This is a genomic window from Sandarakinorhabdus sp., from assembly GCF_051860625.1.
Lineage (GTDB): Bacteria > Pseudomonadota > Alphaproteobacteria > Sphingomonadales > Sphingomonadaceae > Sandarakinorhabdus.
Window position 1 is genome coordinate 91,361 of sequence record NZ_JBHYDQ010000003.1, and the last position, 25,474, is coordinate 116,834.

Below are 25,474 nucleotides of genomic sequence, written 5' to 3' on the forward strand. Positions count from 1 at the left end.
ACAGGGTGAGCAATTAGTAGCGATAGTGATCAGGCTTGAAGGGTCCGGTGTCGCCCACGCCGATATAGGCGGCCTGCTTGGGGTTGAGCGTCGTCAGCTTCACGCCCAACTTCTCAAGGTGCAGGCGGGCGACCTTCTCGTCGAGATGCTTGGGCAGCACATAAACCTTGTTCTCATAAGCTTCGCCGCGGGTCCACAGTTCGATCTGCGCCAGCACCTGGTTGGTGAAGCTGGCCGACATCACGAAGCTGGGGTGGCCGGTGGCGCAGCCCAGGTTCACCAGCCGGCCCTTGGCCAGCACGATGATCTGGTTGCCATCGGGGAACTCGACGATGTCGGTGCCCGGCTTCACTTCTGTCCACTTGTAGTTGGACAGGGCGGAAATCTGGATTTCGCTATCGAAGTGGCCGATGTTGCAGACGATGCTGTTGGGGCGCATGCCCATCATGTGTTCGGCGGTGATCACGTCCATGTTGCCGGTGGCGGTCACGAAGATGTCGGCGCGCTTCACGGCGTCTTCCATCGTCACCACTTCGAACCCTTCCATCGCGGCCTGCAGCGCGCAAATGGGGTCGATTTCGGTCACCATCACGCGGGCGCCGCCGTTGCGCAGGGAGTGGGCGCTGCCCTTGCCGACATCGCCAAAGCCGGCAACGCAGGCGACCTTGCCGGCCAGCATCACATCGGTGGCGCGGCGGATGGCGTCGACCAGCGATTCCTTGCAGCCATAAAGATTGTCGAACTTGGACTTGGTGACGCTGTCGTTGACGTTGATCGCCGGGAACGGCAGCCGGCCCTGCTTGGCCAGATCGTAAAGGCGGTGCACGCCCGTGGTGGTTTCTTCCGAAACGCCCTTCAGATTCTTCACGGTTTCCGTCAGATAGCCTGGACGCGCTTTCACATAGGCCTTCAGCGCGCGCTGGAATTCGACCTCTTCCTCATTTTCCGGTTCGCCCATGGTTTCGCCGGCTTCGAGGCGAGCGCCCCACAGCGCGAACATGGTGGCATCGCCGCCATCGTCCAAGATGATGTTGGCCGTGTCGGTGCCCCAATCGAAGATGCGGCCGACATAATCCCAGTAATCAGCCAGGCTCTCGCCCTTGATGGCATAGGTCGGGATGCCGGCGGCCGCCATGGCCGCAGCGGCATGATCCTGCGTGGAGAAGATGTTGCACGTTGCCCAACGCAGTTCCGCGCCCAGCGCCACCAGCGTTTCCATCAGCACCGCCGTCTGGATGGTCATGTGCAGCGAACCGGTGATGCGCGCGCCGGTCAGCGGCTTGGCGGTGCCGAATTCGCTGCGCAGCGCCATCAGGCCGGGCATTTCGGTTTCGGCGATGTTGATCTCACGGCGGCCGAAATCGGCGAGCGAAAGATCGGCAATGGCGTAATCATGGGCCATGTTGTGGTTCCTGCGTGATAATGTTGTGACCATGTTCCCCTAGGCCGCAGCGGCCTGCGGAGCAAGCATAAAGATAGCTTTATATGGATATCGAATGGCCGCGTGGCGTCGGGCTTGGCGCAGGCCGGGCTGGCCGCTATGCCGGGACGGGATGAGGTTCGGGAGGAAAAATTGACATGCAAAGCCTGTTTGCCGTGGCGGCCCTGATGAGCGCCGCTGCCGTTTCGGCTGCGCCGATCACCTATCCGGTCACCGAAACAGGCCCGGAGGTGGAGGCGCGGCACGGCATCAATGTGCCCGATCCCTATCGCTGGCTGGAAGCCGATGTGCGCAGCGATGCCAGGGTGGCTGGCTGGGTGGACGCGCAGAACAAGGTGACAGGCGCCTATCTGAAGACGCTGCCGGGGCGTGACGCCATCAACAAGCGGTTGACCGAGCTCTACAATTACGAACGCTTCGGCATTCCGCGGGTGCGGGGCGGTGTGCAGTTCTTCGCGCGCAATTCGGGCTTGCAGAACCAGTCCGTGCTGTATGTGCAAAGCCCTGGCAGCGAAGCGCGGGTGCTGATCGATCCCAACCCCTGGGCCCAGGATGGCGCGACCGCGCTGGCCGAATGGACGCCGTCCAGGGATGGCCAGTATCTGGCCTATGCCGTGCAGGATGGCGGTACCGATTGGCGCACGATCAAGGTGCGGAATGTCGCGACCAGCACCGACCTCGCCGACAGTCTTGAAGGCGCCAAATATAGCGGCGAAGTGGCGTGGCTGCCCGACGGCAGCGGATTTTACTATTCGCGCTTCCCGGCGCCGCCGGCGGGGCAGAAATACCAGTCCGAAACGCTGAACGAAGCGATCTGGTTGCACAAGATCGGCACGCCGCAGAGCGCCGACACGATGGTGTTCGCCACGCCCGATCGGCCCAATCTGCGCCATCATGCAACGCTGAGCGAGGATAACCGCTGGATGGTAGTGTCGAGCTATGAAAGCTCGGGCGGCAATGCGGTCTTCATCGCCGACATGGCCAAGGGCGAAACGCCGCGTCCGTTGGTTGCGACCCTCGACAAGGAGTGGAGCTTCGCCGGCAGCCAGGGCGACACATTGTGGTTTGTCACCAATCAGGATGCGCCGCGCTACCGGTTGCTGGCCGTCGATGGTGCAACCGGTGCCAACAAAGTGGCGATCGCTGAGGGTCAGGCAACGATGACCAGTGCTGCCGTGGTCGGGAAACGGCTGGTGATCGAAACGCTGGAAGACGCCAAATCTGTCGTCCGCCTCTATGAGACCGACGGAACACCGGTGGGCGTGGTGCCACTGCCCGGCATAGGCACGGCGAGCGGTTTTGAAGCATCGGACGATGGCACCACCTATTTTGCCTTCTCCAGCTTTGCGACGCCGGGTTCGATCTGGCGGTACGATGCGGCGAACAACACGGCGCAGGTCATGCGTGAGGCAAAAGTTGCCTTCAACCCCGCCGATTACACGGTGAGCCAGCTCTTTTACCCGTCGAAGGACGGGACGAAGGTGCCGATGTTCGTCGCGCACCGCAAGGATCTCGACCTGAGCAAGCCGCACCCGGCCCTGCTTTATGCCTATGGCGGCTTCAACATCAGCAGCACACCCGGGTTCAGCGTTTCGCGGCTGGTGTGGATGGAAATGGGCGGCGTGTTCGCCATGGCCAACATCCGCGGCGGCGGTGAATATGGCGCCGCCTGGCACGATGGCGGACGCCTGCTGAACAAGCAGAATGTGTTCGACGATTTCATCGCCGCCGGTGAGGCACTGGTGGCCAAGGGCCTGACCACGCCGCAGCAGCTTGCCATCCAGGGCGGGTCCAACGGCGGCCTGCTGGTGGGTGCGGTCACCAACCAGCGCCCCGATCTGTTCGCCGCCGCGCTGCCGGCGGTGGGCGTGATGGACATGCTGCGTTACGCCAACTGGACCGCCGGGCGTTACTGGGTGGATGATTATGGCGACATGACCAAGCCGGAATATTTTCGCTATAATCTGGCGTTCAGCCCGTATCACAATATCCGCGGCGGGAAGGATTATCCGGCGGTTCTGGTCACCACCGCCGACACCGATGATCGCGTGGTGCCGGCGCACAGCTTCAAATATGCCGCCGCCCTGCAAGCCGCCAAGGTGGGCGACAAGCCCCACCTGATCCGCATCGAAACCCGGGCCGGGCATGGCAGCGGCAAGCCAACCGACAAGATCATCGCCGAAGCGGCTGATCTGTGGGCCTTTGCCGGATACTGGACGGGCTTGACCCGCTAGGCGCGCGGTCCGCTGGGGCGGGTGAGGATGAACAGGGCGGTGGCCGGCAGGATTACCGCCTGAATGATCAGCACCCGGTCCGACGCGCCAAACGCCCAGGCACCGGCAAATACCGCCACCATCGAGACGACGGCCAGCAACTTGGCGCGGGGCGCTATGGCACGATGGGCGTTCCAGTTGCGGATCAGCGGCCCGAACATGCGGTGCGCCAGCAGCCAATCGTGCAGGCGGGGCGACGAACGCGCGAAGCAATAGGCTGCCAGCAGCACGAACGGCGTTGTCGGCAGCAGCGGCAGCACCACGCCGACGATGCCGAGCGCCAGCGAGGTCAGCCCGATCAGGAGCCATAGGGTACGGAACATGGCCCTTTTGTATCAGCGAACTGGCCTGTTGCCAGCCATACTCAACTGGCGCGGGCGAGCGCCTTCGTCGCGGTGGCCGGCGGCAGCACCAGGCTGATCTTGTCCAGCCGGGTTTCGGCGAGCGGCGGGCGCGCGGCGGCACTGCCCATCGGTTCGGCCGGCAGCCGCATGTCGGCGGTGAAGATGCGCAGCAGCATGGTACGGGTCGCCTGCCACATCGAAATCGAATGGCTGCTGGTGTTGCGCCCCAGGGTGAACAGCCGCACGATCAGCCGGTCGCGGGCCGGGGTGTCGGCGCCATCGAAGGCGATGCCGATACGTCCGGCGTGGCAGCGCGCCACCCGGCCATCGATGCTGCCGACGCCGCGCAGCCGCACCCGCACCGGCTCGCCAGGCGCCAACCCGTCGCCGGCCCCCTCCATTTCTGCAAGCGCGATGCCCGACACCGAGATATCGATGCCGCGCGCCAGTGTGGCGTGGCGGGCATCGCGGCGCCATACCGCCACCTGCTCATCGAGCGCAAACCGCTCCTCGGCACGCAGCGCCGGGCGGCCGAGGCACAGCATGGCGGCCAGGAACAGCACGACAATGTTGATCAGGCCCCAGAAGGCCACCATCGGCACCAGCGCGCCTTGGGCGACGATGCGGGTGTCGGGGATGGCGTTGATCACCAGACCCACCAGCGTTGCGAGCATCAGCGCGGTGCAGGCCAGGAAAATGCCGCGCTGATAGCCGCCGCTGCCTGCATCCGATCCCTTCGGCGTCACCTTGAAGGCATGACCGTGCGGCTTGAACAACGTCTTGATGATGACCGGCAGCAGCCGGAAACTCTGGAACGTGCCAAGCACTTGCGCGGCAATCGGGAAATAGCGGCCGCCGCCGAGCAGTACGATGCCGCCAACCTGCGCCACGACCATCGGCACCAGAAAGAAGATCGCACTCTGCGCCGTCACGCCAACCAACGGCGGCACATCGAAGAACAGGAACACCAACGGCGCGATGATCGACGTGATCATCATCAGCGCCTGGCTGAGCCACGCCGTCGGCAGGAAGAACAACCGGTGCCGCAGTGCATGGCCCGGCCCCAGCGGCCCGGATTTCAGAAACAAGATCTGCATCGCCCCCTGCGCCCAGCGCGCCCGTTGCACGAAGAAGGCATCAAGGCTTTCCGGTGCCAGGCCATAGGCCAGTGGTTCATTCAGGTAACGGGTGACGTAGCCCTTCTGCAGCAGCGCAAGGCTCAGCAGCATATCCTCGGTAATCGATCCCGCCGGCAAGCCGCCGCCGATGGCATCAAGCGCGGCGCGGCGGGTGATGCTGTTGGACCCGCAACAAAAGGCCGCATCCCAGCCATCGCGGCCGGGCATGATCGCTTCGAAGAAGAAGCGCTGATCATCGGGCAAGGCGTCGCGCAGTGCCAGATTCTGCTGCAGCGGATCATGGTTGTAGAAACTGTGCGGGATCTGGACGATGCCGATGGCGGGATCGTCGAAGAAGCCCATGGTGCGTTTGAGGAATCCGCGCTGCGGTACGAAATCGGCATCGAACACCGCAACGAATGGCGCGCGCGTCACGGCCAGCGCATGGTTGATGTTGCCGGCCTTGGCCTGAAGATTGTCAGGCCGGGTGATGTAGCCGGCGCCCTTGGCCTGGCAATAATCGCGCAGCCAGGCACGCCGGCCATCATCGGCGACCCAGATTTTGAGGTTGGGCCAATCCAGCGCCAGCGCGCCCAGTATCGTCTTCTCCAACACCTCGATCGGTTCGTTGTAAGTGGCGATGATCAGATCGACGGCTGGCCAGTCGTGACGGTTGGCAAGACGGGCCTCGCCAGCATCAGCTTCGCGGCTGCGATTGGTGCGACGGGTGAGGCCGGCAAACAGGATGGCGGCGTCGAACAGGCCAAAGAGTTCGACGCCCAGACAGAGCAAGGCGAAGCCAAGGCCGAACCAACCGGCACCCCATGGGATCGTACTGGTCAGCCGCCAGTACAGATAAGCGCCCACCACCAGCGCCACTGCCGCTGCAATGCCGACGCGGGTCGCCGGCCGGTTGAGCCCGAACAGCGGCGCCAGCAGCAGGCCAGACATGGTGAGCAGCAAGGGCGCCGCCACCAGCAGCGCCGGCGCGGTATCGAGCGGTGGCAGCATCACACCCCCAAGTCACCAACGCGGGAAGCGCACTTCGGCGAGCCGGCCGACATCGCACCGCCGGGCCAGGGATTTGGGCGGCGGCAGCGACACCAGCACACTCAGCGCGCGGGCTTCCTTGTCCGGATTGGCCGCCAGCATGGCGCCCTCGCGGCGGGCAGCGGCGCCGACGGTGGAGGCGACCTGGCCCTCCAGCCAGGCATCGCTGCCGATCAGTCGCACCGCCACGGGCGTGCCTGGCAGGATGGCCTCCATGCGCCGTTCCGGCAGCGCCACCTCGACATAACGGCGGTTGCAATCGGCCAGCTCGATGAGGCTGGCGCCGGGCGCCACGGTGGTGCCTTTGGGCGCCGGCTGCGACCAGACCACGGTGCCGGCCGGCAGTCTTGCGTCGAAGGCGCTGGCGCGGGCCAGCCGCTCTTCCTCGGCGGCAATCTGGATGCCCAGTTCGGCCAGCCGGGATTCCGCGTCAATGGCGACGCTTTCCAGCTCTTGCCGGCGCAGCAACAACCGGTCGCGCTGCTGGTCGCCATAGGGCGCATCCATGGCAGCGCCGGCCAGATAAAGCCCGCGCCCGGCTGCCCGGGTTTCGATGGCCAGCGCGTCGGCCTGGTCGCTCAGCGCTGCGCAGCGGCGCCCGGTAGCGGTGGCGATTGCACGCACCCGATCGCGCTGGGTGAAAGTGGCAAAACGCTGTTCGGCGAGCACTTCAATCCGCTCGCGTTGCAATGCGGCTTCGGCCGCCTCGGCTTCACAGGCGCCAAGGGCCTCCCGGGCGGCGTCAGTGGTGGCGGCCAGCCGCGCGCTGGCCGCACGGCCGAACTGCGCCGACCGGCTGGCGAGCCGCCCGTCGGCCCTGGCAATTTCAGCAATCTGGCGGCGGGCGAGATCGCGCGCCGAGATCAAGGCTGCCTGCTGGCCCTTCAACGCCGACAGCGGCCCGGTGTCGAGCAGGCGCGCCGTCACCAACCGGGCGGTGCGGGCCGCGGCAATCGCGGTGCCCGGCGGCGGCAGATCGGTGGCAACGATGCCGGCGATCGGCGAGGCCATGCGGATCAGCGGCGCATTCACATACGCCTCCCCGCCCACTTCGTTGGTGACATAGGGCGCAAAGGCCCACAGCCCGAGTGCCGCCATGCCGGTGGCCAACGCCAGGCGCAGGCGGTTGGAACGGATCAATGTCTCGATGCGGCCGACCATGCTGCGCCTCCTTGCCCATCGAGCAACGGGCGCGGCGCCGCGCGTTTTAGGCCGGGCGCACGGAAAATGGCTCGTGCGGCAGTTGGGCAAGGTTGGCGACGAAGCTGATGGTTTGATAGGCGCCGGCCAGCGCACAGATTTCAAGCTGCTGTGCGCAGGTCCAGTCGGCTTCGAACCGGGCCTGGGTGGCGGAGTCGAGGCGGCCGCTGCTGCACAACTGGTCGATAACGGACAGCAAACCGGCTTCGGATGGCGACCAAAGCGCGACGTCAATCGCCGGCGCTCGGGTCGCGGCAAGCTGCTGCGAATCCAGCTTGGCAGCCCGTGCAAAGATCGCGGCGTGGATGCCCCATTCATAATCGCAACCGCGCAAGGCGGTGACGCGCAGGATCACCAGCTCGCGCACCCGCAGCGGCAACGGGCTGTCACGATCGAGCAGATTGGGCACGCCCTTGCGCAGGAAACGCGGGCTGTTGGCGAAGGTGCGGAACAGGGTCAGGATATAACCATCCTGCTGCGGGTAGGTCGCCAGCAGGGCCGCGGTCTCACTGTCGTAAGGCGGTTCAAGCGGCCGCAAATGGTTGGACATGACCATATCCCTTGCTATGTTTCCGATAGCAACACTATGCTATGAAAAACATAGCGTCAAGGGAGGCGTCACCCGATGCCAGCAGTGCGGGGTTCCACGACAGGCCGGCCGATCATGCGGCTGCTCGATCTGCTTGGGCAACGCTGGGTGCTGCGCATCTTGTGGGAACTGGATGGCGGGGCGAGGACATTCCGGGCGCTCCAGTCGGCCTGCGAATCCATCTCGCCCGCCGTATTGAACACGCGTCTGAAACTGCTGCGCGCGCATGATCTGGTGGCGTTGCAGGCCGACGGCTATGGCCTGACGGATCGCGCCCGCACCCTCAATCCCATTCTGATGCAGTTGCACAAACTGGCGGAAAATTGGTCCGCCAACGGCGATTGGCCTAACCCGTCAGCAGACCCGCAATAGTTGCCGCCAGTTCGGCGTCCCCCGCCGCGATCACCCGGCCGCCGTCGTCATGGCCCTGGCTGAGCGGCTGCCCGTGCCAGTCCATGATCACGCCGCCGGCGCCGGTGATGATCGGCGCCAGCGCCGCCCAGTCGTGCAGCTTCAGCCCAGACTCGACCACCGCATCCAGATGCCCGGCGGCAACCAGGCCATAATTGTGGCAATCGCCGCCATAGAGCGTGTCGGCCGCTGCACGACGCACATGTTCGAACTGCACGAAATCGTCTGCGCCAAACGCCTGCGGGCTGGTGGTGCCGATCCGCGCATCGGCCAGATCAGGGCAGCGCCGCGCGTGCACGCGCTGGCCGTTCAGCGTCGTCGGGTGATCGGGCCCGGCCAGCCAGCGATCGCCGATGATGCATTGATCGATCACGCCGAGCACCGGCTGACCGCCCTCCATCAGCGCGATCAGCGTGCCGAACAAGGGCCGCCCGGCGACGAACGCCCGCGTGCCGTCGATGGGATCGAGCACCCACACCCGCTCCGCATCGGCGCGATCATCGCCATATTCCTCCCCGATTACGCCATCCTCGGGGCGATATTCATCCAGCAGGCGGCGAATGGCTGCTTCTGCGTCGCGGTCCGCCGCGGTAACGGGGGAGAAATCCTCCTTCATTTCAACAAGGAAGGGCCGGCGAAACCAGGGCCTTATGGCAGCGCCGGCAGCATCGGCGAGGCGCTGGGCGAGGGTGAGATCGTCCATGGTCACAGGCCAAGCTCCTTCAGGATTGCAGTGCGGTCGGCATCCAATGATGGCGCTGCTGTGCGCGTGGTGGGATCGACATGGGCGGACAATTTCACGGGATTGCCGGCGACAATCAGCGGCGTGCCGTCGGGCATTTGCGAGTGCACGACCATGTTGCGCGCCTGAACCTGCCGGTTGGCCAGGGCCTCGCTGATGTTGTTCAATGGCCCGCAGGGCACGCCGGCGCTCTCCAGCATCGGCAGCCAGTGCGCCACGGGACGGGTCTGCAACACGGCTTCCAGCACATTGGCCAGCACATCGGCGTTGCGGGTGCGCGCATCATTGCCGACAAAGCGCGGATCATCGCCGGGCAGGTCGAGCGCCCGGCACAGCGCGGCAAATAATTGATCATTGCCGGCCGCAATCACGATCGGCGCATCGGCGCATTGATAGGCGGCAAAGGGCGTGATGCTGGGGTGGCGGGCGCCCAGCGGCCCTGGCGATTCGCCTGTCGCGGCAAAACGCGCGATGGCATTTTCCAGGATGGCGATCTGGCCATCCAGCATCGCCACATCAACGAACTGACCTTCACCGGTGGCGGCCCGATCATGCACCGCAGCCAGGATGCCGATCACGGTGAACAGCCCGGCGGTGATGTCACCGATGCTGGTGCCCACCCGCACCGGCGGCCCGCCCGGCCAGCCGGTGACGCTCATGATGCCGCCCATTGCCTGCACCACCATGTCGTATGCGGCCTTCTGCGAATCCGGCCCGGTCTGGCCAAAGCCACTGGCGGCGGCGTGGATCAAGCGCGGATAGCGGGCGTGCAGCGCATCCCAGCCATAGCCCAGCCGCGCCATCACGCCGGGGCGATAATTGTCCACCAGTACGTCGGCCTTTTCCAGCAGGGCCTCGAACACCGCGCGATCCGCCGGCGCCTTCAGATCGAGTGCGATCGATTGCTTGCCCCGGTTGATGCTGGCGAAATAGGCGCTGTGGCCATTGATGAACGGGCCATAGGCGCGGGCATCATCGCCGCCATCGGGGCGCTCCACCTTGATCACCCGCGCGCCGAGATCGGCCAGCACCATCGTGGCATAGGGCCCGGCGAGCACGCGCGACAGATCGATGATGAGCAGATCGGAGAGGGGGCCAGACATGCCATTCTTCCTACCCATGTTTTTCCTACTCGTCACCGCCATGCCACTGCGGCTAGACAGGATGGAACAAACAAGGGGAATTTTTCGATGCGCATGATCCTGGCTGCTCTGTTGTTGAGCACCGCCGCAACCGCACAAACCGCCGCTGACCGCGAAGCCGCGATGGACGCAAACATCAGCAGCGCCGATCAGATGGCCTGGCTGAAAACCATGTCGGCCGGCCCCAACCATCTTGGCAGCCCGCACAATCAGGCCAATGGTGATCTGATCGCGAAGATGTTCCGCGAATGGGGCTGGCAGGTGAAGCGCACCGATTATCAGGTGCTCTATCCGACGCCGATCTCGACCGCCCTGGAACTGGTCGGGCCGGTGTCGAAGAAGCTCGGCGGCCAGGAGCCTGGCATTCCGCAGGATGAAACCTCCAACAATCTTGCCGGCGCACTGCCGCCCTATGTCGCCTATCAGGGCGACGGTGATGTCACCGCGCCCGTGGTTTATGTGAATTATGGCCTGCCGGCCGATTATGAAGCGCTGGCGCGGCGCGGCATTTCGGTGAAGGGCAAGATCGTGATTGCCCGTTACGGCGGCGGCTGGCGCGGCCTGAAGCCCAAGCTGGCGCAGGAGGCCGGCGCCATCGGCTGCCTGATCTATTCCGATCCGCAACAGGATGGTTATGGTTCTGCCGACACCTATCCCAACGGTGGCGGCCGTCCGCCAGCGGGCGTGCAGCGCGGCAGCGTGATGGACATGACCACCTACCCCGGCGATCCGCTTACCCCCGGTGTGGCGGCGACCAGGGATGCCAGGCGGCTGACCCGCGAAACCAGCACGACCGTGCTGAAGATCCCGACGCTGCCGATTTCCTATGCCGATGCGACGGAAATCCTGACCCGGCTGAAGGGCGCACCGGTGCCGAGCGACTGGCGCGGCGGCCTGCCGTTTCATTACCGCTTTGGCGGCAACGACGATGTGAAGGTGCGGCTGAAGGTTGAATCCGAATGGTCGCTGAAGAATATTTCCAACGTGATCGCCACGCTGCCGGGTTCGTCGAAGAAGGACGAATGGGTGGTGCGCGGCAACCATTATGACGGCTGGGTGTTCGGCGCGTCCGATCCGCTGTCCGGCGAAGTCGCGATGATGAGCGAAGCCAAGGCGCTGGGTGCGCTGTGGAAATCCGGCTGGCGGCCCAAGCGCAGCATCGTTTACGCAAGCTGGGACGGCGAGGAGCCGGGCCTGCTCGGCTCGACCGAATGGGTGGAAGAAAATATCGCCGAGCTGCGCCAGAAAGCAGTGATCTACATCAACAGCGACAGCAACGGCCGCGGGTTTCTGGGCGCCGATGGCAGCGCGCAATTCACGTCGCTGATCGGCAAGATTGCCGCCGATGTGAAGGACCCCCAAACCGGCGCCAGCGTGGCGGAACGCTGGCGGGCCGCGGTGCGCGCCAAGGCGTTCGATGGCCTGCGCGGCAATCCCGCAGCGCTGGCGGCAGCCGAACTCGGCGGTGACCAGCCAATGGATGCGCTGGGATCGGGCAGCGATTACACCGCCTTCATCCACCATGCCGGGGTATCGTCGATCAACATCGGCTTTGGCGGCGAAGGCGAGAGCGCGGGATCGTACCACTCGATCTACGACAGCTATGATCATTTCGTGCGCTGGGATGACCCCGGCCTGGCCTATGGCGCGGCGCTGTCCAAGGTCGCCGGAAGGCTGGTGATGCGGCTGGCCGATGCCGAGGCGCTGCCGGTGCGCTTTGGCCCGGTGGCGGGCGCGGCGCGGGCCTATTACAATGAAATCAAGACGCTGATCGACAATCGCCGCAAGGAGGATGCGCGGCGCACCGCATTGACGGCCGACATGTACCGGCTGGGCAGCGATCCGCGTGACCCGATCGGCCCGCCGCTGGCCAAGGCCGCGACGCCGGCGCTGGATCTGGCGGTGCTCGATACCGCAATCACCAAACTCGATGCGGCTGCCAAGGCCTTCGACAGCGCCATCGCCGCCAAGAGCGACAGCCTGACCGCGGCGCAGACGACGGCCCTGAATGCGCGGCTGCGCGATATCGAACAGACATTGCTCAGCCCGTCCGGCCTGCCGTTCCGGCCGTGGTTCCGCAACATCCTCTACGCACCGGGTCGCTTCACCGGCTATGGCTCCAAGACCTTGCCGGGGGTGCGCGAAGCGGTGGAGGAACGGCGGTTCGACGACGCCACCCGCGAAGCCGGCATCGCCGCCAAGGCATTGAGCGACTATGCCGACCGGCTGGACGCGGCCACGGCGGTGCTGAAGTGAGGCACGCGCTGCTGCTGGCGCTCCTGCTGGCGGCAGCGCCAGCAGCGGCCCAGCGCATGCGGCCGGCCGATGTCGACAAATTGCCGTCATCGCCGCCCACCCTCACCGAAGCCTATGGCAGCGCGCCGGCACAGGTCGGCGATCTGCGGCTGCCGGCTGGGGCTGGCCCGCATCCGGTGGTGATCATCATCCATGGCGGCTGCTGGTGGAAAGGCTATGCCGAGCGGAAGAACACGGCCGCGCTGGCCAGCCGCTTGACGGAACGCGGCTTTGCCACCTGGAACATCGAATATCGCCAATTGGGCGAGGATGGGCCAGATGGCAAGAACGGGGGCGATGCCGGCGCCGGCTGGCCGGGTACCTTCCAGGATTGGGCGGCGGCCACCGACCATCTGCGGGCGCTCGCCAAGCGCTACCCGCTTGATCTCTCTCGCGTTGCAGCGACCGGCCACAGTGCCGGCGCTCATGCCGCGCTGTGGGTGGCGAGCCGGCACAAATTGCCGAAGGACAGCGAAATTGCCTCGCCTGACCCGCTGAAGATCGGCGCGGCGGTGGCGATCGATGGCCCGCCGGAGCCTGGCCTCGAGCGCGAAGCCTTCGAAAAGGGCTGCGGCGTGCCGGCCGTTACCCGCCTGTTCGGCGGCACACCGGCGCAGCAGCCGCGGCGTTATGCCGAGGGCAGCCCGCAGGCACTGCTGCCGCTGGGGGTCAAATCCGGGGTGATTTCGGCCAGCCTGTTCCTGTCGCCCGGCGCGGCCACCAAATGGGTAACCGAAGCCCGCGCCGGCAAGGACATTGCCAGCGCGCTGATCGTGGACGGCACCGGCCACCACGACACCATCGCGCCGGGCAGCCCGGTGTGGCCGCAGATCGAGGCGTTCTTGGTCGAACAATTGAAAGTCTCTCCATGAAACTTCTGGCCTCGCTGACCTCACCCTACGCCCGCAAATTGCGCGTCCTGGCGCAGGAACTAGGCATCGAATTGGCGCTGGTGGAAACTGCGCCGATGACCGACCCGACCGCGCTGCTCGCCGCCAATCCGCTCGGCAAGGTGCCGGCGCTGGTGCTGGATGATGGCAGCGCGATCATCGATTCGCCGGTGATTGCCGCCTATCTGCTCGCCGCGATGCCGGGCCAAACGCTTTTGCCCACCGAAGGTTCTGAACACTGGCAAGCCCGCAGCACCGAGGCGCTGGCCGATGGCGTGCTCGACGCGGCGATCATCCTCCGGTTCAACATGGCCCAGGGCATCACGTCGGGGCCGTGGGTGGACCGCCAGTATCGCGCCATCGAACGGGCGCTGGCCGTGATGAACGGGCGGGTTGGTGGCAGCGCGTTCGGCGATATTTGCATCGCGGTGGCCTGCGATTATCTGACGTTCCGCTTCACCGATCTCGATTGGCGCACCCACAATCCGGCGTTGGTGGAACTGACCGACCGGCTGCTGGCCACGCCGGCCTTCGTGGCGACGCAGCCACCGGCTTAGCCATCCCGACCCCGCGGCAACCGCACCGCGCCATCGGGCACCACCACCCAGGGATGGCGCCGTTCCTCGAACACGCTGCGCTGGGGTGGCGGGGTGGCGGGATCGGCGAACAGGCCGGCGGGGATGGCGATCAGGCCGGGGTTGATGCTGGCCGTGAAGCAGATGGTGCTGCCGCACTTGGGGCAGAAGCGGTTGGTAAGGTCACGGCCCTTGTCGCTGCGATGCGCGAATTCGCGGGTTTCACCCACGATGGCCACATCGGCAGCCATCAACCACAGCGCCATGCCGAACGGCGATCCGCTGCGGCGCTGGCAATCGGCGCAATGGCACATGTTCACCGCCGCTGGCTGCGCGGTGAGATGCACCCGCACCGCGCCGCACAGGCAGTAGCCGTCTGGCGTCACCGCTTCAGTTCCCGGGCCAGCGCCTTGGTGGTCTTTTCGCCATAGGGCGGCTTGAAGCCGGCGAGGCCGGCCAGATCGAGCTTGGGCTGGCTGTAGATGGCTTTGGGATGGCTGAACGCCTTGAAACCATCCTGCCCGTGATAATTGCCCATGCCGGCCGGGCCGATGCCGCCGAACGGCAGGTCTTCGGCCGAAACGTGGAAGATCACGTCGTTCACCGTCACGCCGCCCGAAATCGTGCGATCGAGCACGCGGCGCTGTTCGGTGTCGTCCTCGCCGAACCAGTAGAGGCCGAGCGGCCGGTCGCGGCGGTTGATTTCATCGATGGCGCCATCCATCGCCTTGTAGGTGCGCACCGGCAACAATGGCCCGAAGATTTCCTCCTGCATCACCGTCATGTCGTCGGTGGGATTGCGGATGATGTGCAGCGGCATCTTGTTGGTGTTCTGTTTGCTGAAATCCTCATTGCCGGGGTTCACCACATCGATGGTAGCGCCCTTGGCGCGGGCATCTTCGACATGCGCTTCCAGCCGTTCGCGGTGGCGGGCGCCCAATACGCTGGTGTAATCCGGGTTGGCCAGCATGGTCGGATAGAGGCGCGCCGTGGCGGCTTTCAGGCCTTGGACGATCTCGCCTTCCTGTTCTTCGGGCACCAGCAGATAATCCGGCGCCAGGCAAATCTGGCCGGCGTTCATCAATTTGCCCATCGCCACGCGTTCGGTGGCGCGCGCCACATCGGCACTGCGGCTGATGATGGTCGGCGATTTGCCGCCGAGTTCCAGCGTCAACGGCACCAGATTTTTCGCCGCCGCGGCCATCACATGCCGCGCCACGCTGGTGGCACCGGTGAACACCAGATGATCGAACGGCAGATCGGTGAAGGCACGGCCGACCTCCGGCCCGCCGGTGATCACGGCGATTTCGGCCGGATCAAAGGCGGCCTCCAGAATGTCCCTCATCAGTTGCGACGTGACCGGCGTGTATTCGGATGGCTTGATCATCGCGCGGTTGCCGGCGGCGAGCACGCCGGCCAGCGGCGCGAAGGTGAGGTTCACCGGGAAATTCCACGGGCTGATGATGCCGATCACGCCCTTGGGCTGCCATTCTACCCGCGCTTTCGCCCCCAGCAGCGCCAGCGGGAAATCCAGTTTGCGCTTTTCGGGGCGCATCCAGGCATCCAGATGCTTCAATGCATGCTTGATCGGCTTCACACTGGCCATGATGTCGGTGACCAGGCTGAGTTCGGTGGAACGATGGCCGAAATCCTCGCTCATCGCGGCGGCCAGCCGATCCTTGTTGTTCAGCACCACGTCCAACGCCCGGTTCAACCGATCCTTGCGGGTGGCGGCCGTCACCGGCAGTTCGGCGGTGAAGGCGGCGCGCTGGGCCTCCAGCAGGCTGCGCATCGCAGCGGCATCGCGGGCATCCCATTCGGCGGTCTTGGCAGTGGTGGCCATCATCTCTCTCCTGAACTTTGGACACCAGCCTAGGCCCGATGCAGGCCGCCGCCAAGTCGGGCATGAGTGTGATTTACAAGGTTATCAAAGTTATCCATTTGCAGATTTACTGGCACGCTTTCTGCCATTTTTTTGGCGGCGAATTGGGCCATTGGCGATCCGGAGCATGACACACGGGCCGCATGTAGGACAGTCATGCCCTGCGCCCTTTCGTCAGGCTGGCATGCGGCCGCCGTTTGCGGCATCGTGCCGCAAAATAATAATATTCGCATCATCCTGGGGACGAACTCATGACCAATTGGCCAGCCATGTCCATTGCCGAGGCGCATGACCTGCTCACCGCGCCCGGCGCGCCGTTCGAGATGGAAACGGTGCCCATCAACGGCCGCGCGACGCGGGCATGGAAGAATGCGCCGCCAAGCCTTGCGCATTGTTTCGCGGCGGGGCGCGCGCATGGCGACAAGATCTTCCTGGTGCTGGAGGAAGAACGGGTGAGTTATGAGGCGTTCGCCCGCGCCACGCTGGCCCTGGCCGAACGCTTGCGCGCCGACGGCCTGGCCAAGGGCGATCGGGTGGCGGTGGTGATGCGCAACCTGCCGGAATGGCCGGTGGCATTCTATGCCGCCAGCCTGTGCGGGGCGATCGTCACGCCGCTCAATGCGTGGTGGACTGGCGGCGAACTGGAATATGGGCTGACCGACAGCGGCACGAAGATCCTGCTGATCGATGCCGAACGCTACAACCGCATTGCCGAACATCTGCCGAATTGTCCGGTGCTGGAACGGATTTACGTCACCCGTGCCAGCGAACAGGAACTGGGCGATCCCCGCGCCGTGCGCCTGGAAAGCGTGATTGGCCGGCCGATGTCATGGGCGGCGCTGCCCGACCGCGCCATTCCGGACGACGCGCTGAGCCTGCAGCCCGAAGATGACGCGACGATTTTCTACACCAGCGGCACCACCGGCAAGCCGAAGGGCGCGCTGGGCACGCACCGCAACATCTGTTCGAACATCATGGCATCGGGTTGCAGCCAGGCACGCAGCATCCTGCGCCGCGGCGAGGCCTTGCCGGCGCCCGATCCACAGGCGCCGCAGAAGGCGACGCTGTTGAGTGTGCCGTTCTTCCACGCCACCGGCTGCCATGCCGTGCTGAACCCGTCGCTGGTTGCCGGGGCCAAGCTGGTGCTGATGCGCAAATGGGATGTCGCCCGTGCCATGCAGTTGATCGAGGAGGAGCGGATCAGCAGCGCCGGCGGCGTGCCGACCATCGCCTGGCAGATTCTGGAGCACCCGGATCGCCACAAATATGACCTGTCCAGCCTGGAGACGGTCAGCTACGGCGGCGCGCCTTCGGCACCCGAACTGGTTCGCCAGATCGCCGGCCAGTTCAAGGCGAAGCCCGGCAATGGTTGGGGCATGACCGAAACCAGCGCCACCTTCACCCACCATATGGCGGAGGATTATGAACACCGCCCGGACAGTTGCGGCCCGCCGGTGCCGGTGTGCGACCTGGAGGTGCGCGACGCCGATGGCAAGGTGCTGCCGCCGGGCACGGTCGGCGAGCTGTACGGCTATGGCCCCAATGTCGTGAAGCTTTATTGGAACAAGCCCGAAGCCACGGCCGCGACCTTCATCGACGGCTGGGTGCGCACCGGCGATCTGGCGCGCATCGATGAAGAAGGCTTCTGCTACATCATCGACCGCGCCAAGGACATGCTGATCCGCGGCGGCGAGAATATCTATTGCGTGGAGGTGGAGAACGCCCTGTACGAACACCCGGCCGTGATGGACGCCGCGCTGGTCGGCCGCCCGCACAAGACGCTGGGTGAGGAACCGGTGGCGTTCGTGACGCTGGCCGCCGGCGCCAGCGCTAGCGAAGACGAACTGCGTGCCTTTGTTGCGGCGCGGCAGGCGGCGTTCAAGGTGCCGGTGGCGGTGCATTTCATGGACGAGCCGCTACCCCGCAATGCCAATGGCAAGATCCTGAAGACGGAGTTGAAGAAGCTGGTTGCGGGGTAGGGCACGCGCCTCCGCACGCGCCACCCCTCCGTCTCGCTTCGCTCGCCACCTCCCCTTGCAGGGGAGGAGCAACTTGATCCTCCCCTCTCAGGGGAGGTGGCGCCCGCAGGGCGACGGAGGGGTGGCGCGTGATGAAACACGCAACCCGGTAGGCCAGACTACCGCCTTGCGCTAAGGGAGCGGCAGACTCAGCCAAAGCAGGACGCCCACCCATGAAATTCTTTGCCGATACCGCCGATGTGGCCGAAATCGCCGATCTGGCCGCCACCGGTCTGCTGGATGGCGTCACCACCAATCCCAGCCTGATCGCCAAATCCGGGCGCAATTTTCTGGAGGTGGTGAAGGAAATCTGTGGCCTGGTCGACGGCCCGGTTTCGGCCGAAGTCGTCGCCCCCGATCATGCCACGATGATGCGGGAGGCCGCGGTGCTGCGCGCGCTGGCGCCCAACATCTGCATCAAGCTGCCCTTGACGCTCGATGGTCTGAAGACCTGCAAGGCGCTGACCGCCGAGGGCGTGAAGACCAATGTGACGCTGTGTTTTTCGGCCAACCAGGCGCTGCTGGCGGCCAAGGCGGGCGCGACGTATGTGTCGCCGTTCGTCGGGCGTCTGGATGATATCGGCCACGACGGGATGGAGCTGATCCAGGATATCCGCATCATCTATGACAATTATGATTTCGATACCGAAATCCTGGTCGCCAGCGTGCGCAGTCCGGTCCACGTGCTGGCCGCCGCGCGCATCGGCGCCGATGTCGCCACCATGCCGCCGGCGGTGATCAAGCAATTGGCCGCCCATGCCTTGACCGACAAGGGCCTGGCGGCGTTCGAGGCAGATTGGGCCAAGACCGGGCAATCGATTCTGTGACGCCCGCTGGCGAGCCGCTCGCCAGCCTGATCGCGCGGTTTCTGGCCGTGTGCGGAGATCAGCGCCGATTGTCCCCGCACACGCTGCGCGCCTATGGCCTGACGCTGGAACGGTTCGAGGATTTTCTGATCCAGCATACAGGTGGCGGCGTTGTCGGCGGGCAGCTGGCGGCACTGGAACCAGCCGATCTGCGCGCCTTTCTGGCGCGGCGGCGCAGTGAGGGCCTGGCACCGGCATCGCTGGCGCGCGATGTGTCAGCGCTGCGCGGTTTTCTGGGCTGGCTGCGGCGCAGCGAAGGCCTGGCCTGCGATGCGGTGGCCGCGCTGAAATCCCCGAAACAGCCGCGCCGGCTGCCGCGTGCGGTGGCGGTGCAGGATGTGCGCGACATGGTGGAAGTGGTCGGCGATGCCGCGCTGCTGCCGTGGGTGGCGGCGCGCGATACCGCGGTGCTGCTGCTGCTTTATGGCGCCGGCCTGCGCATCGGCGAGGCGCTGGCGCTGACCGGTGACGCGCTGCCGCTGGGTGACACGCTGATGGTCACCGGCAAGCGCAACAAGACCCGTGTCGTGCCGATATTGCCCCAGGTGCGTGACGCGATATCGGCCTATGTTGCGGCTTGCCCGTTTGCCGTTGCGGTGGGCCAGCCGCTGTTTCGGGGCTTGCGTGGCGGTGCGCTGGATGCCGGCACAGTGCGGCGCGCGGTGCAGGGCGCGCGCAGCGTGCTCGGCTTGCCGGCCAGCGCCTCCCCGCATGCGCTGCGCCACAGTTTCGCGACGCATCTGCTGGCCCGCGGCGCAGACCTGCGGCAATTGCAGGAACTGCTCGGCCACGCCAGCCTTTCGTCAACGCAAATCTATACCAGGGTGGACGCCGCGCAGTTGCTCGATGCCTGGTCGGCGGCGCACCCGCGCGCCAGTTAAGCGAGGCTAGGCCGGGCGGAAGGCGCGGCGCGTGTAGGTTAGGGTAATCGGCGCGATCGTCACGCCGATCAGGAAGAATTGCGGATCATAGGTGACCTCGAGATCCACGAAATTCTGGCCGCCTGCCGTGCCGGGTGTGACCGTGACCACGGGGGCTTCGGTGGCGGTCAGGCCGAAGACGCGATCATTGAAGGCGGCGCGGATCGCCGCTTCGTCGCGGACCGGAAACAGCGTGGCGGTGCGCGCGGCTTCGCCCAGGCCGTTCAGCAGACCGGCGCGCGCCCAGTAAAACCGGCCGACGTTGAACACGCCGAACACCAGGATCAGCCAGATCGGCAGGGTGAGCGCGAGTTCGGCCAGGGTGGCTCCCCTGCGGTCACGGCGCAGATCAGTCAGGCGGCGGCGCAGCATCATTGCACGCGCACCGTGGCATCGCCGGTGAGATTGAAGCCGCCGTTGCGATTGCCGGAGATGATCCGGCCCCAGCCAAAGGTCGGCTGGAAATCAGCGCTGATGCGCACCGAGACATAACGTGCCCGCTGTGCGCCAGCGCAATTGGCGGTCGTGCTGCTCTGCCGCGTGCCGCCGCATTCCAGCCAACTGTCCACCACGGCCGACGTGAAGGGCTTGCCCCAGGCCGCCACCGCTTCGTCGCGGATATAATCATAATTGGCGGCGACGCCCTTGCGGACGGCAGCCAATTCGACGCTGCGTTGCGCGACCTGTTCAAGTGCCAAGCGCATCGCCCAGGCGTTGGAGAAATCCATGGCAACCATGATCAGGCCGCCAATCACCGGCGCGATGATCGCCAGTTCCAGCGCAGCCGCGCCGTCGCGGGCCCGGAGAATGTCGGCAAGGCGGCGCATCAGTTCAGCAGCCTGACGATGTTGCCGCGAAAGGCGCCGGCGTTGGACATGGCCGGGCAGACATTGGTGATCCTGCTGTTGCCGGTGAAGGTGAGGCGATAGCCGATCAATTGCAGGCAGTTGGTGTTCATGCCGGTGGTGCCGTTCATCAGGATTTCGTTGCGCGGCGCATAAATGGCGCCCTGCAGCGTGGAGGCGCTGTTGCCGTTGATCTGCAGCGTGTCGCCCATCGCAGGTGCCCGGCGGTCCTGATAGATCAGCACGCCGCGATAGGTGCCAGATGTCGGCGCGGTCAGATTTATTGTGGCGCCGCCGTTGATCCTCAACCCGGCGAATGTTCCACCGACGGCGGGGTTGGACGAGGTGAGGATAATCGTAACACCGCTGCCGGTGACCGTGGCCTGCGATCCGATCGAAAGGCCGCCATTGTTCGGATTGCCACCGCCATTGCGTGCACCATCAATATAATAGATGCCGGGCTGCAGCACGGCATTGCCCTGGATGTTCATGCCGCGATAATTGCCCGGTGTCAGGGTTCGGGTCTGGTTGGATCGGACGTCGCCGTTGTTGGGTGAGCCGTTGATGCTCAGATCAGGGAGGTCGGCAAACGGGTCCCGTTGCGAGACGCTGTAGGGCTGGAACACCGTGCCGGCGCGGAAGGCACCGCTTTGGTTGTCGACATTGCCCACCGCCGAAACCGGCGAAGCGATGATGTCGGCGCTGCCCTGGCCGTTGATGGCCGGTTCACCCGAACTGTTGCTGTGCATGCCGCACGCGGCATCGACCGTGGTGTTGCCGCTGTTGGTGATGCCGAGCGAATTGCTTTCGTCGAGCGCGAGGATGCAATATTCGCCGTCCTGCTGCAGGCCGGCAGTGGCCTCCACACTGATCGCGGTGGCGCGGCCCAGGAAGGCGCCGGTGAAGGGCAGGCGCGCGTCGGCCACGATGCGCACGCGCACGGCGCCTGGGTCGCCGGCAAATGGCCCGGCGGTGGGGGCGTTTTCGATCACGGGCGCACTGGCGAGCGGGAAATTGCTGTTCTTGGCCAGATCGGCGGTCACGGTGCTGGTGACGTCGCGGTTCTGGGTGAGGGCATAGGCGCCTGAAAGCGCCGCCGAATCGGCCTGGCGCTGCAGCGATCGGCGCACCAGCGTCCATTGCATCGTGTCGCTGGCCAAGCCGGCCGCGCCGATCAGCAGCGGAATCAACATCGCTGTCATGGCGGCGATGCTCCCGCGCCGATCAAGACGCAGACGATCAAGACGCAGAAGACGGCGCGGCTTCCCGCTCATCAATTTTTAACCTCTCGTTACAAAATCCTTTTGCTTTGAATGGTTTACAGTTAATGGCGGGAAAATCAAGATATGGCATGGTAAACGCCAATTTACCTATCTTGCCAGGCGATTCAGAATGATTTCCCAGTGCTGAAGCGCTGGCGCAATTGCGCTGGTGGGGATGCGTTCATCAAGGCCATGGATGAACACATCCTCTGCCCGCATGAACAGGCCGGACACGCCGTAGGACGGGATGCCGAGCGCGCGCCAGAACACGCTGTCGGTGGCGCCGGCGTCCATGCCGGGCGTTGCCTTCAGGCCGGGCGAACGGGCGGAAACAGCGGCTTGCACGGCGGCCGTGACGTCGGCGCGCAGCGGGGAGGGCGGGGTGACCGGCCAATCGACGCCGGTGGCAAAGCTGATGCCGGGATCCTCGGCAATGCGCGCCAGTTCGGTTTGTACGGCCGCGATGCTGGTGCCCGGAAAGATGCGGCAGTTGACGGTGAGCGCGACCTTTTGCGGCAGGGCGTTCGGCGCGTGGCCGCCGGTGACCATGGTGGGGACGCAGGTGGTCGCAATCTGGCCGATCGTGCCCGGATTGGCGCGCAATATGGCCACCGCGCCGGCATCGCGCGCGTCGGCGGCAAAGCGCGTCATCGCCTGGCCCAGTTCGTCGGGGCGCTGGCGGCCGGCATCGGCCAGGGCGGCGCGGGTGATGTCGTTGATCTGGGCCGGCCAGCGGTGCGCGGCGATGCGCGCCGCCACCAGCCCGGCCCGCGCAATGGCGTTGCTGGCGCCCGGCGCGCTGCTGTGGCCGCCGGGATCGGTGATGGTCATGGTGAAATCGGCATAGGATTTCTCGGCGGCCTGCAATTTGTAGAAATAGGGCTTGCCGGCCGCATCCAGCCCGCCGCCGCCGCCATCGCTGTTCAGCATCAGCTCGATGCCCAGCGCCTGCGCCTGCTTCGCCTGGGCGGCGCTGGTGATGCCGTCGGTTTCCTCGTCGCCAGACAGGAACAGGTGGATGTCGCGCTTCGGCTGGAAACCGGCGGCCTTCAGCCTGGCGAAGGTGGCGAGCAGCGCCGCGATGTCGAACTTGTTGTCGTGCACGCCGCGGCCGAAGATGAAGCCGCCCTCCTCCACCGCCACGAACGGATCGCGGGTCCAGTCCTTGGGATCGGCCTCCACCACATCGAGATGCCCGGTGAACGCGATCGGCCTGGCGGTGGCTTTTGCAGCCCGCCACACCATGTGGAAGGTGGCGGTGTCGGCCATGTCCGCGACGGTTATGTCTGCCGCCGCGAAACCGGCCTGCACCAGCCAGTCACGATAAAACCGCGCCAGTTTCGGCGTTTCGCCGCGGCCCTTCACCGATGCGATGCCGACACTGTCCATCAACAGACGTTTGGCGTCGGCGGCGTCACCGGGGGCAGCAAGGGCGGGGGCTGCCAGCAGGGTGGCAGCGAGAAGGGCGGCCTGGACACGGGAAATTGCGTTTTTCATGCCGCAACTTTGCCGGGCACGGAACCGGCAAGCAAGCGAAACACTTGACGCCACCGCGGCACTGTCCGAACCATGCCGGCCATGAATCCCCCCAACAAGCTGACCCGCTATATCCTCATCGGCCTGTTCGCTGGCCTGGCCGTCGGCTGGTTGGTCAACACCAACACGCCGGCGGCGCAGGCCAAGGAAATCGCCAATTATCTGTCGATCGTCACCGATGTGTTCCTGCGGCTGATCAAGATGATCATCGCGCCGCTGGTGCTGGCGACGCTGACGGTGGGCATCGCCCACATGGGTTCGGGCGGCGCAGTGGGGCGCACGTTCGGGCGCACGCTGGCCTGGTTCATCACCGCCAGCATCTTCAGCCTGGGGCTGGGCATCTTGATGGTCAATCTGCTGGCGCCGGGGGTGGGGGTGGGCCTGGCCTTGCCGGCGGCAGATGCCGTGTCGGGCGTGGCCGCCAAGTCCTTCGATCTGAAGGAATTCGTCGCCCATATCTTCCCCAAGTCGATCATCGAGGCGATGGCCGTCAACGAAGTGTTGCAGATCGTGGTGTTCAGCCTGTTCGCCGGCGTCGCGCTGATCCAATTGGGGCCGGAACGCGCCGGGCCGATCAACCGCGGGCTGGATTCGCTGATGCACATGATGCTGGTCATCACTGGCTATGTGATGAAGCTGGCGCCGTTCGCGGTCTTCGCCGCCATCGCGAGTTCGATCGCCGTCGAGGGCCTGGGCATCATCATCACCTTCGGCAAGTTCGTCGGCGGTTTCTATCTCGGGCTGGCGGTGTTGTGGCTGTTCCTGCTCGGCGCCGGCGCGGTGGTGCTGGGCGTGGGTGAGGTCAAGCGGCTGATCCCGGCCATCCGCGAGCCGTTCCTGATCACCTTTGCCACCGCCTCCTCCGAAGCCGCCTACCCGAAATTGCTGGATGCGCTGGAACGTTATGGCGTGCCGACCCGCATCGCGTCGTTCGTGCTGCCGCTGGGCTACAGCTTCAATCTTGATGGCTCGATGATGTACTGTGCCTTCGCCAGCATCTTCATCGCGCAGGCGTACGGCATCGATCTGACGATCTGGCAGGAACTGGCGATGCTCGGCCTGCTGATGATCACCTCCAAAGGCATCGCCGGCGTGCCGCGCGCGTCGCTGGTGGTGATCGCGGCCACCCTGCCCTATTTCAACATCCCCGAAGCCGGCCTGCTGCTCATCCTGGCGGTCGATCATTTCCTCGACATGGGCCGCAGCGCGACCAACGTGATCGGTAATGCGGTGGCCACGGCGGTGATCGCGAAATGGGATGCGGCAGAGGCGCCGGCCCCGGTTGCGGCCACGGTGGACGGACGGGCAAAATTATGACCATATGTTGGTCAGATTTTGCGGAGTCGGGTGATGGGCGAGTGGCCGGTGCATGATGCCAAGGCGCGGTTCAGCGCACTGATCGACTGCGCCGCAAACGAAGGTCCGCAGCGGGTTACGCGGCACGGCAAGCCAGTGGCGGTGGTGATGGCCGAGGATGAATATCGTCGGTTGCTGGCCGGCGGACCGGAACGGCGCAATGGCATGACCTTTGGCGAGTTTCTGTTGAGCGCGCCCAAGACCGACCTGGATTTCGATGAACTCTTTGGGCGCGAAGGGTTGGAATTGCGTGACGTCGATTTTGGTCTTGATGCTGAGTGAGTTGGCTGCTTGATACCAATGTCGTTTCGGCCAGTTTCCAGCCAGGCCGGCACCCCGACGTATTGCGCTGGTTGCACCTGCACGCAGAGAAATCGTTCTTGAGTGTCGTGACGCTGGGTGAACTTGAACGGGGCGTTGCAAGCGTGTCCGGCAAGGACCCAATGTTCGGGAGCCGCTTGCGAACCTGGCAAAACAGTTTGGAGTCCGAGTGGGCTGATCGTGTTCTGCCCTGCACGCTGGAAATTGCGCGCCTATGGGGCAGACTGTCTGCGAAATTGGCGCGCAAGGATGTCGACCTGCTCATCGCCGCCACTGCGATCGCTGGCAATCTGACGGTCGTCACCCGCAACGTCCAGCATTTTGCTCCGACGGGTGTAGCGTTGTTTAACCCATGGGGTGATTGACGGACTGGCTTTTGCGTTGAAGGCCGCTGCAGC

24 protein-coding genes are annotated in these 25,474 nt (G+C 65.2%); 11 read left to right on the plus strand and 13 right to left on the minus strand.

Annotation, left to right across the window (positions count from 1 at the left end; all coding sequences use genetic code 11):
* Positions 1 to 13 precede the first annotated feature (13 nt).
* On the minus strand, positions 14 to 1,402 hold the full coding sequence (gene ahcY, locus ACTIEZ_RS04490; protein ID WP_439545457.1) for an adenosylhomocysteinase: 1,389 nt from the start codon (positions 1,400 to 1,402) through the stop codon (positions 14 to 16).
* 176 nt (positions 1,403 to 1,578) lie between these two features.
* Here ahcY and ACTIEZ_RS04495 point away from each other — a divergent pair, with 176 nt between their 5' ends.
* Positions 1,579 to 3,675 carry a prolyl oligopeptidase family serine peptidase gene (locus tag ACTIEZ_RS04495; protein ID WP_439545458.1) on the plus strand — a complete coding sequence of 699 codons (2,097 nt, stop codon included), beginning with the start codon at positions 1,579 to 1,581 and terminating at the stop codon, positions 3,673 to 3,675.
* Here the strand turns inward: ACTIEZ_RS04495 and ACTIEZ_RS04500 are convergent.
* Genes ACTIEZ_RS04500 through ACTIEZ_RS04515 form a run of 4 tightly spaced genes read right to left on the minus strand, consistent with a single transcriptional unit; the run spans position 3,672 to position 7,976 of the window.
* Positions 3,672 to 4,037 (minus strand): YbaN family protein, encoded by a 366-nt coding sequence (locus tag ACTIEZ_RS04500; protein ID WP_439545459.1) that lies wholly within the window; start codon positions 4,035 to 4,037, stop codon positions 3,672 to 3,674. The genes ACTIEZ_RS04495 and ACTIEZ_RS04500 overlap by 4 nt on opposite strands.
* Before the next feature lie 41 nt (positions 4,038 to 4,078).
* Positions 4,079 to 6,187 (minus strand): glycosyltransferase, encoded by a 2,109-nt coding sequence (locus tag ACTIEZ_RS04505; RefSeq protein WP_439545460.1) that lies wholly within the window; start codon positions 6,185 to 6,187, stop codon positions 4,079 to 4,081.
* 12 nt (positions 6,188 to 6,199) lie between these two features.
* Positions 6,200 to 7,387 carry an HlyD family efflux transporter periplasmic adaptor subunit gene (locus tag ACTIEZ_RS04510; protein ID WP_439545461.1) on the minus strand — a complete coding sequence of 396 codons (1,188 nt, stop codon included), beginning with the start codon at positions 7,385 to 7,387 and terminating at the stop codon, positions 6,200 to 6,202.
* Between the two features lie 46 nt (positions 7,388 to 7,433).
* Positions 7,434 to 7,976 (minus strand): carboxymuconolactone decarboxylase family protein, encoded by a 543-nt coding sequence (locus ACTIEZ_RS04515; protein WP_439545462.1) that lies wholly within the window; start codon positions 7,974 to 7,976, stop codon positions 7,434 to 7,436.
* A gap of 75 nt (positions 7,977 to 8,051) precedes the next feature.
* On the opposite strand from ACTIEZ_RS04515, the gene ACTIEZ_RS04520 reads away from it, so the two are divergent.
* A complete protein-coding gene (locus ACTIEZ_RS04520) occupies positions 8,052 to 8,387 on the plus strand; it encodes a winged helix-turn-helix transcriptional regulator (RefSeq protein ID WP_439545463.1) in 336 nt (111 codons plus the stop codon).
* Here the strand turns inward: ACTIEZ_RS04520 and ACTIEZ_RS04525 are convergent.
* Both ACTIEZ_RS04525 and ACTIEZ_RS04530 read right to left on the minus strand, forming a co-directional pair.
* Positions 8,362 to 9,129, minus strand: a complete 768-nt coding sequence (locus ACTIEZ_RS04525) for an inositol monophosphatase family protein (RefSeq protein WP_439545464.1) — start codon at positions 9,127 to 9,129, stop codon at positions 8,362 to 8,364. The genes ACTIEZ_RS04520 and ACTIEZ_RS04525 overlap by 26 nt on opposite strands.
* A gap of 2 nt (positions 9,130 to 9,131) precedes the next feature.
* Positions 9,132 to 10,271 carry a CaiB/BaiF CoA transferase family protein gene (locus ACTIEZ_RS04530; RefSeq protein WP_439545465.1) on the minus strand — a complete coding sequence of 380 codons (1,140 nt, stop codon included), beginning with the start codon at positions 10,269 to 10,271 and terminating at the stop codon, positions 9,132 to 9,134.
* Between the two features lie 87 nt (positions 10,272 to 10,358).
* Here ACTIEZ_RS04530 and ACTIEZ_RS04535 point away from each other — a divergent pair, with 87 nt between their 5' ends.
* The 3 genes from ACTIEZ_RS04535 to ACTIEZ_RS04545 are packed head-to-tail and all read left to right on the plus strand — an operon-like array spanning position 10,359 to position 14,052.
* A complete protein-coding gene (locus ACTIEZ_RS04535) occupies positions 10,359 to 12,566 on the plus strand; it encodes a transferrin receptor-like dimerization domain-containing protein (RefSeq protein ID WP_439545466.1) in 2,208 nt (735 codons plus the stop codon).
* Positions 12,563 to 13,477: an alpha/beta hydrolase family protein gene (locus ACTIEZ_RS04540; RefSeq protein WP_439545467.1), complete on the plus strand. Its 915-nt coding sequence runs from the start codon at positions 12,563 to 12,565 to the stop codon at positions 13,475 to 13,477. The genes ACTIEZ_RS04535 and ACTIEZ_RS04540 overlap by 4 nt, the downstream gene beginning before the upstream one ends.
* Positions 13,474 to 14,052 (plus strand): glutathione S-transferase N-terminal domain-containing protein, encoded by a 579-nt coding sequence (locus ACTIEZ_RS04545; RefSeq protein ID WP_439545468.1) that lies wholly within the window; start codon positions 13,474 to 13,476, stop codon positions 14,050 to 14,052. Before ACTIEZ_RS04540 ends, ACTIEZ_RS04545 begins: the two co-directional genes overlap by 4 nt.
* Here ACTIEZ_RS04545 and ACTIEZ_RS04550 read toward each other — a convergent pair.
* Together ACTIEZ_RS04550 and ACTIEZ_RS04555 are read right to left on the minus strand one after the other, a co-directional pair.
* Complete coding sequence (locus tag ACTIEZ_RS04550; protein ID WP_439545469.1) at positions 14,049 to 14,456, minus strand: GFA family protein; 408 nt, start codon at positions 14,454 to 14,456, stop codon at positions 14,049 to 14,051. The two genes, ACTIEZ_RS04545 and ACTIEZ_RS04550, sit on opposite strands and share 4 nt — an antisense overlap.
* Positions 14,453 to 15,916, minus strand: coding sequence for a coniferyl aldehyde dehydrogenase (locus tag ACTIEZ_RS04555; protein WP_439545470.1), 1,464 nt, complete (start codon positions 15,914 to 15,916; stop codon positions 14,453 to 14,455). The genes ACTIEZ_RS04550 and ACTIEZ_RS04555 overlap by 4 nt, the downstream gene beginning before the upstream one ends.
* A gap of 287 nt (positions 15,917 to 16,203) precedes the next feature.
* Between ACTIEZ_RS04555 and ACTIEZ_RS04560 the strand changes: the two genes are divergently transcribed.
* The 3 genes from ACTIEZ_RS04560 (at position 16,204) to ACTIEZ_RS04570 (ending at position 19,717) form a co-directional block, all read left to right on the plus strand.
* Positions 16,204 to 17,931, plus strand: a complete 1,728-nt coding sequence (locus tag ACTIEZ_RS04560; protein ID WP_439545471.1) for a class I adenylate-forming enzyme family protein — start codon at positions 16,204 to 16,206, stop codon at positions 17,929 to 17,931.
* A 212-nt stretch (positions 17,932 to 18,143) separates the two neighbouring features.
* Positions 18,144 to 18,797, plus strand: a complete 654-nt coding sequence (fsa, locus tag ACTIEZ_RS04565; protein WP_439545472.1) for a fructose-6-phosphate aldolase — start codon at positions 18,144 to 18,146, stop codon at positions 18,795 to 18,797.
* 26 nt (positions 18,798 to 18,823) lie between these two features.
* Positions 18,824 to 19,717, plus strand: a complete 894-nt coding sequence (locus ACTIEZ_RS04570; protein ID WP_439545594.1) for a tyrosine recombinase XerC — start codon at positions 18,824 to 18,826, stop codon at positions 19,715 to 19,717.
* Between the two features lie 6 nt (positions 19,718 to 19,723).
* Here ACTIEZ_RS04570 and ACTIEZ_RS04575 read toward each other — a convergent pair whose 3' ends face one another.
* The 4 genes from ACTIEZ_RS04575 to ACTIEZ_RS04590 all read right to left on the minus strand — a co-directional run bounded on the left by ACTIEZ_RS04575 (position 19,724) and on the right by ACTIEZ_RS04590 (position 23,360).
* Positions 19,724 to 20,131 carry a TadE/TadG family type IV pilus assembly protein gene (locus ACTIEZ_RS04575; protein ID WP_439545473.1) on the minus strand — a complete coding sequence of 136 codons (408 nt, stop codon included), beginning with the start codon at positions 20,129 to 20,131 and terminating at the stop codon, positions 19,724 to 19,726.
* A complete protein-coding gene (locus ACTIEZ_RS04580; RefSeq protein ID WP_439545474.1) occupies positions 20,128 to 20,583 on the minus strand; it encodes a TadE/TadG family type IV pilus assembly protein in 456 nt (151 codons plus the stop codon). The genes ACTIEZ_RS04575 and ACTIEZ_RS04580 overlap by 4 nt, the downstream gene beginning before the upstream one ends.
* Positions 20,583 to 21,875: a pilus assembly protein TadG-related protein gene (locus ACTIEZ_RS04585; RefSeq protein WP_439545475.1), complete on the minus strand. Its 1,293-nt coding sequence runs from the start codon at positions 21,873 to 21,875 to the stop codon at positions 20,583 to 20,585. The genes ACTIEZ_RS04580 and ACTIEZ_RS04585 overlap by 1 nt, the downstream gene beginning before the upstream one ends.
* Positions 21,876 to 21,971: 96 nt before the next feature.
* Entirely contained in the window at positions 21,972 to 23,360 is a 1,389-nt protein-coding gene (locus ACTIEZ_RS04590) for a M20/M25/M40 family metallo-hydrolase (RefSeq protein ID WP_439545476.1), read from the minus strand.
* Positions 23,361 to 23,441: 81 nt separating this feature from the next.
* Between ACTIEZ_RS04590 and ACTIEZ_RS04595 the strand changes: the two genes are divergently transcribed.
* The 3 genes from ACTIEZ_RS04595 to ACTIEZ_RS04605 are packed head-to-tail and all read left to right on the plus strand — an operon-like array spanning position 23,442 to position 25,441.
* Positions 23,442 to 24,716, plus strand: coding sequence for a dicarboxylate/amino acid:cation symporter (locus ACTIEZ_RS04595; protein ID WP_439545477.1), 1,275 nt, complete (start codon positions 23,442 to 23,444; stop codon positions 24,714 to 24,716).
* Between the two features lie 33 nt (positions 24,717 to 24,749).
* Positions 24,750 to 25,037: a type II toxin-antitoxin system Phd/YefM family antitoxin gene (locus ACTIEZ_RS04600; RefSeq protein ID WP_439545478.1), complete on the plus strand. Its 288-nt coding sequence runs from the start codon at positions 24,750 to 24,752 to the stop codon at positions 25,035 to 25,037.
* Positions 25,034 to 25,441 (plus strand): type II toxin-antitoxin system VapC family toxin, encoded by a 408-nt coding sequence (locus tag ACTIEZ_RS04605; protein WP_439545479.1) that lies wholly within the window; start codon positions 25,034 to 25,036, stop codon positions 25,439 to 25,441. Before ACTIEZ_RS04600 ends, ACTIEZ_RS04605 begins: the two co-directional genes overlap by 4 nt.
* The last annotated feature ends 33 nt before the right edge of the window (positions 25,442 to 25,474 follow it).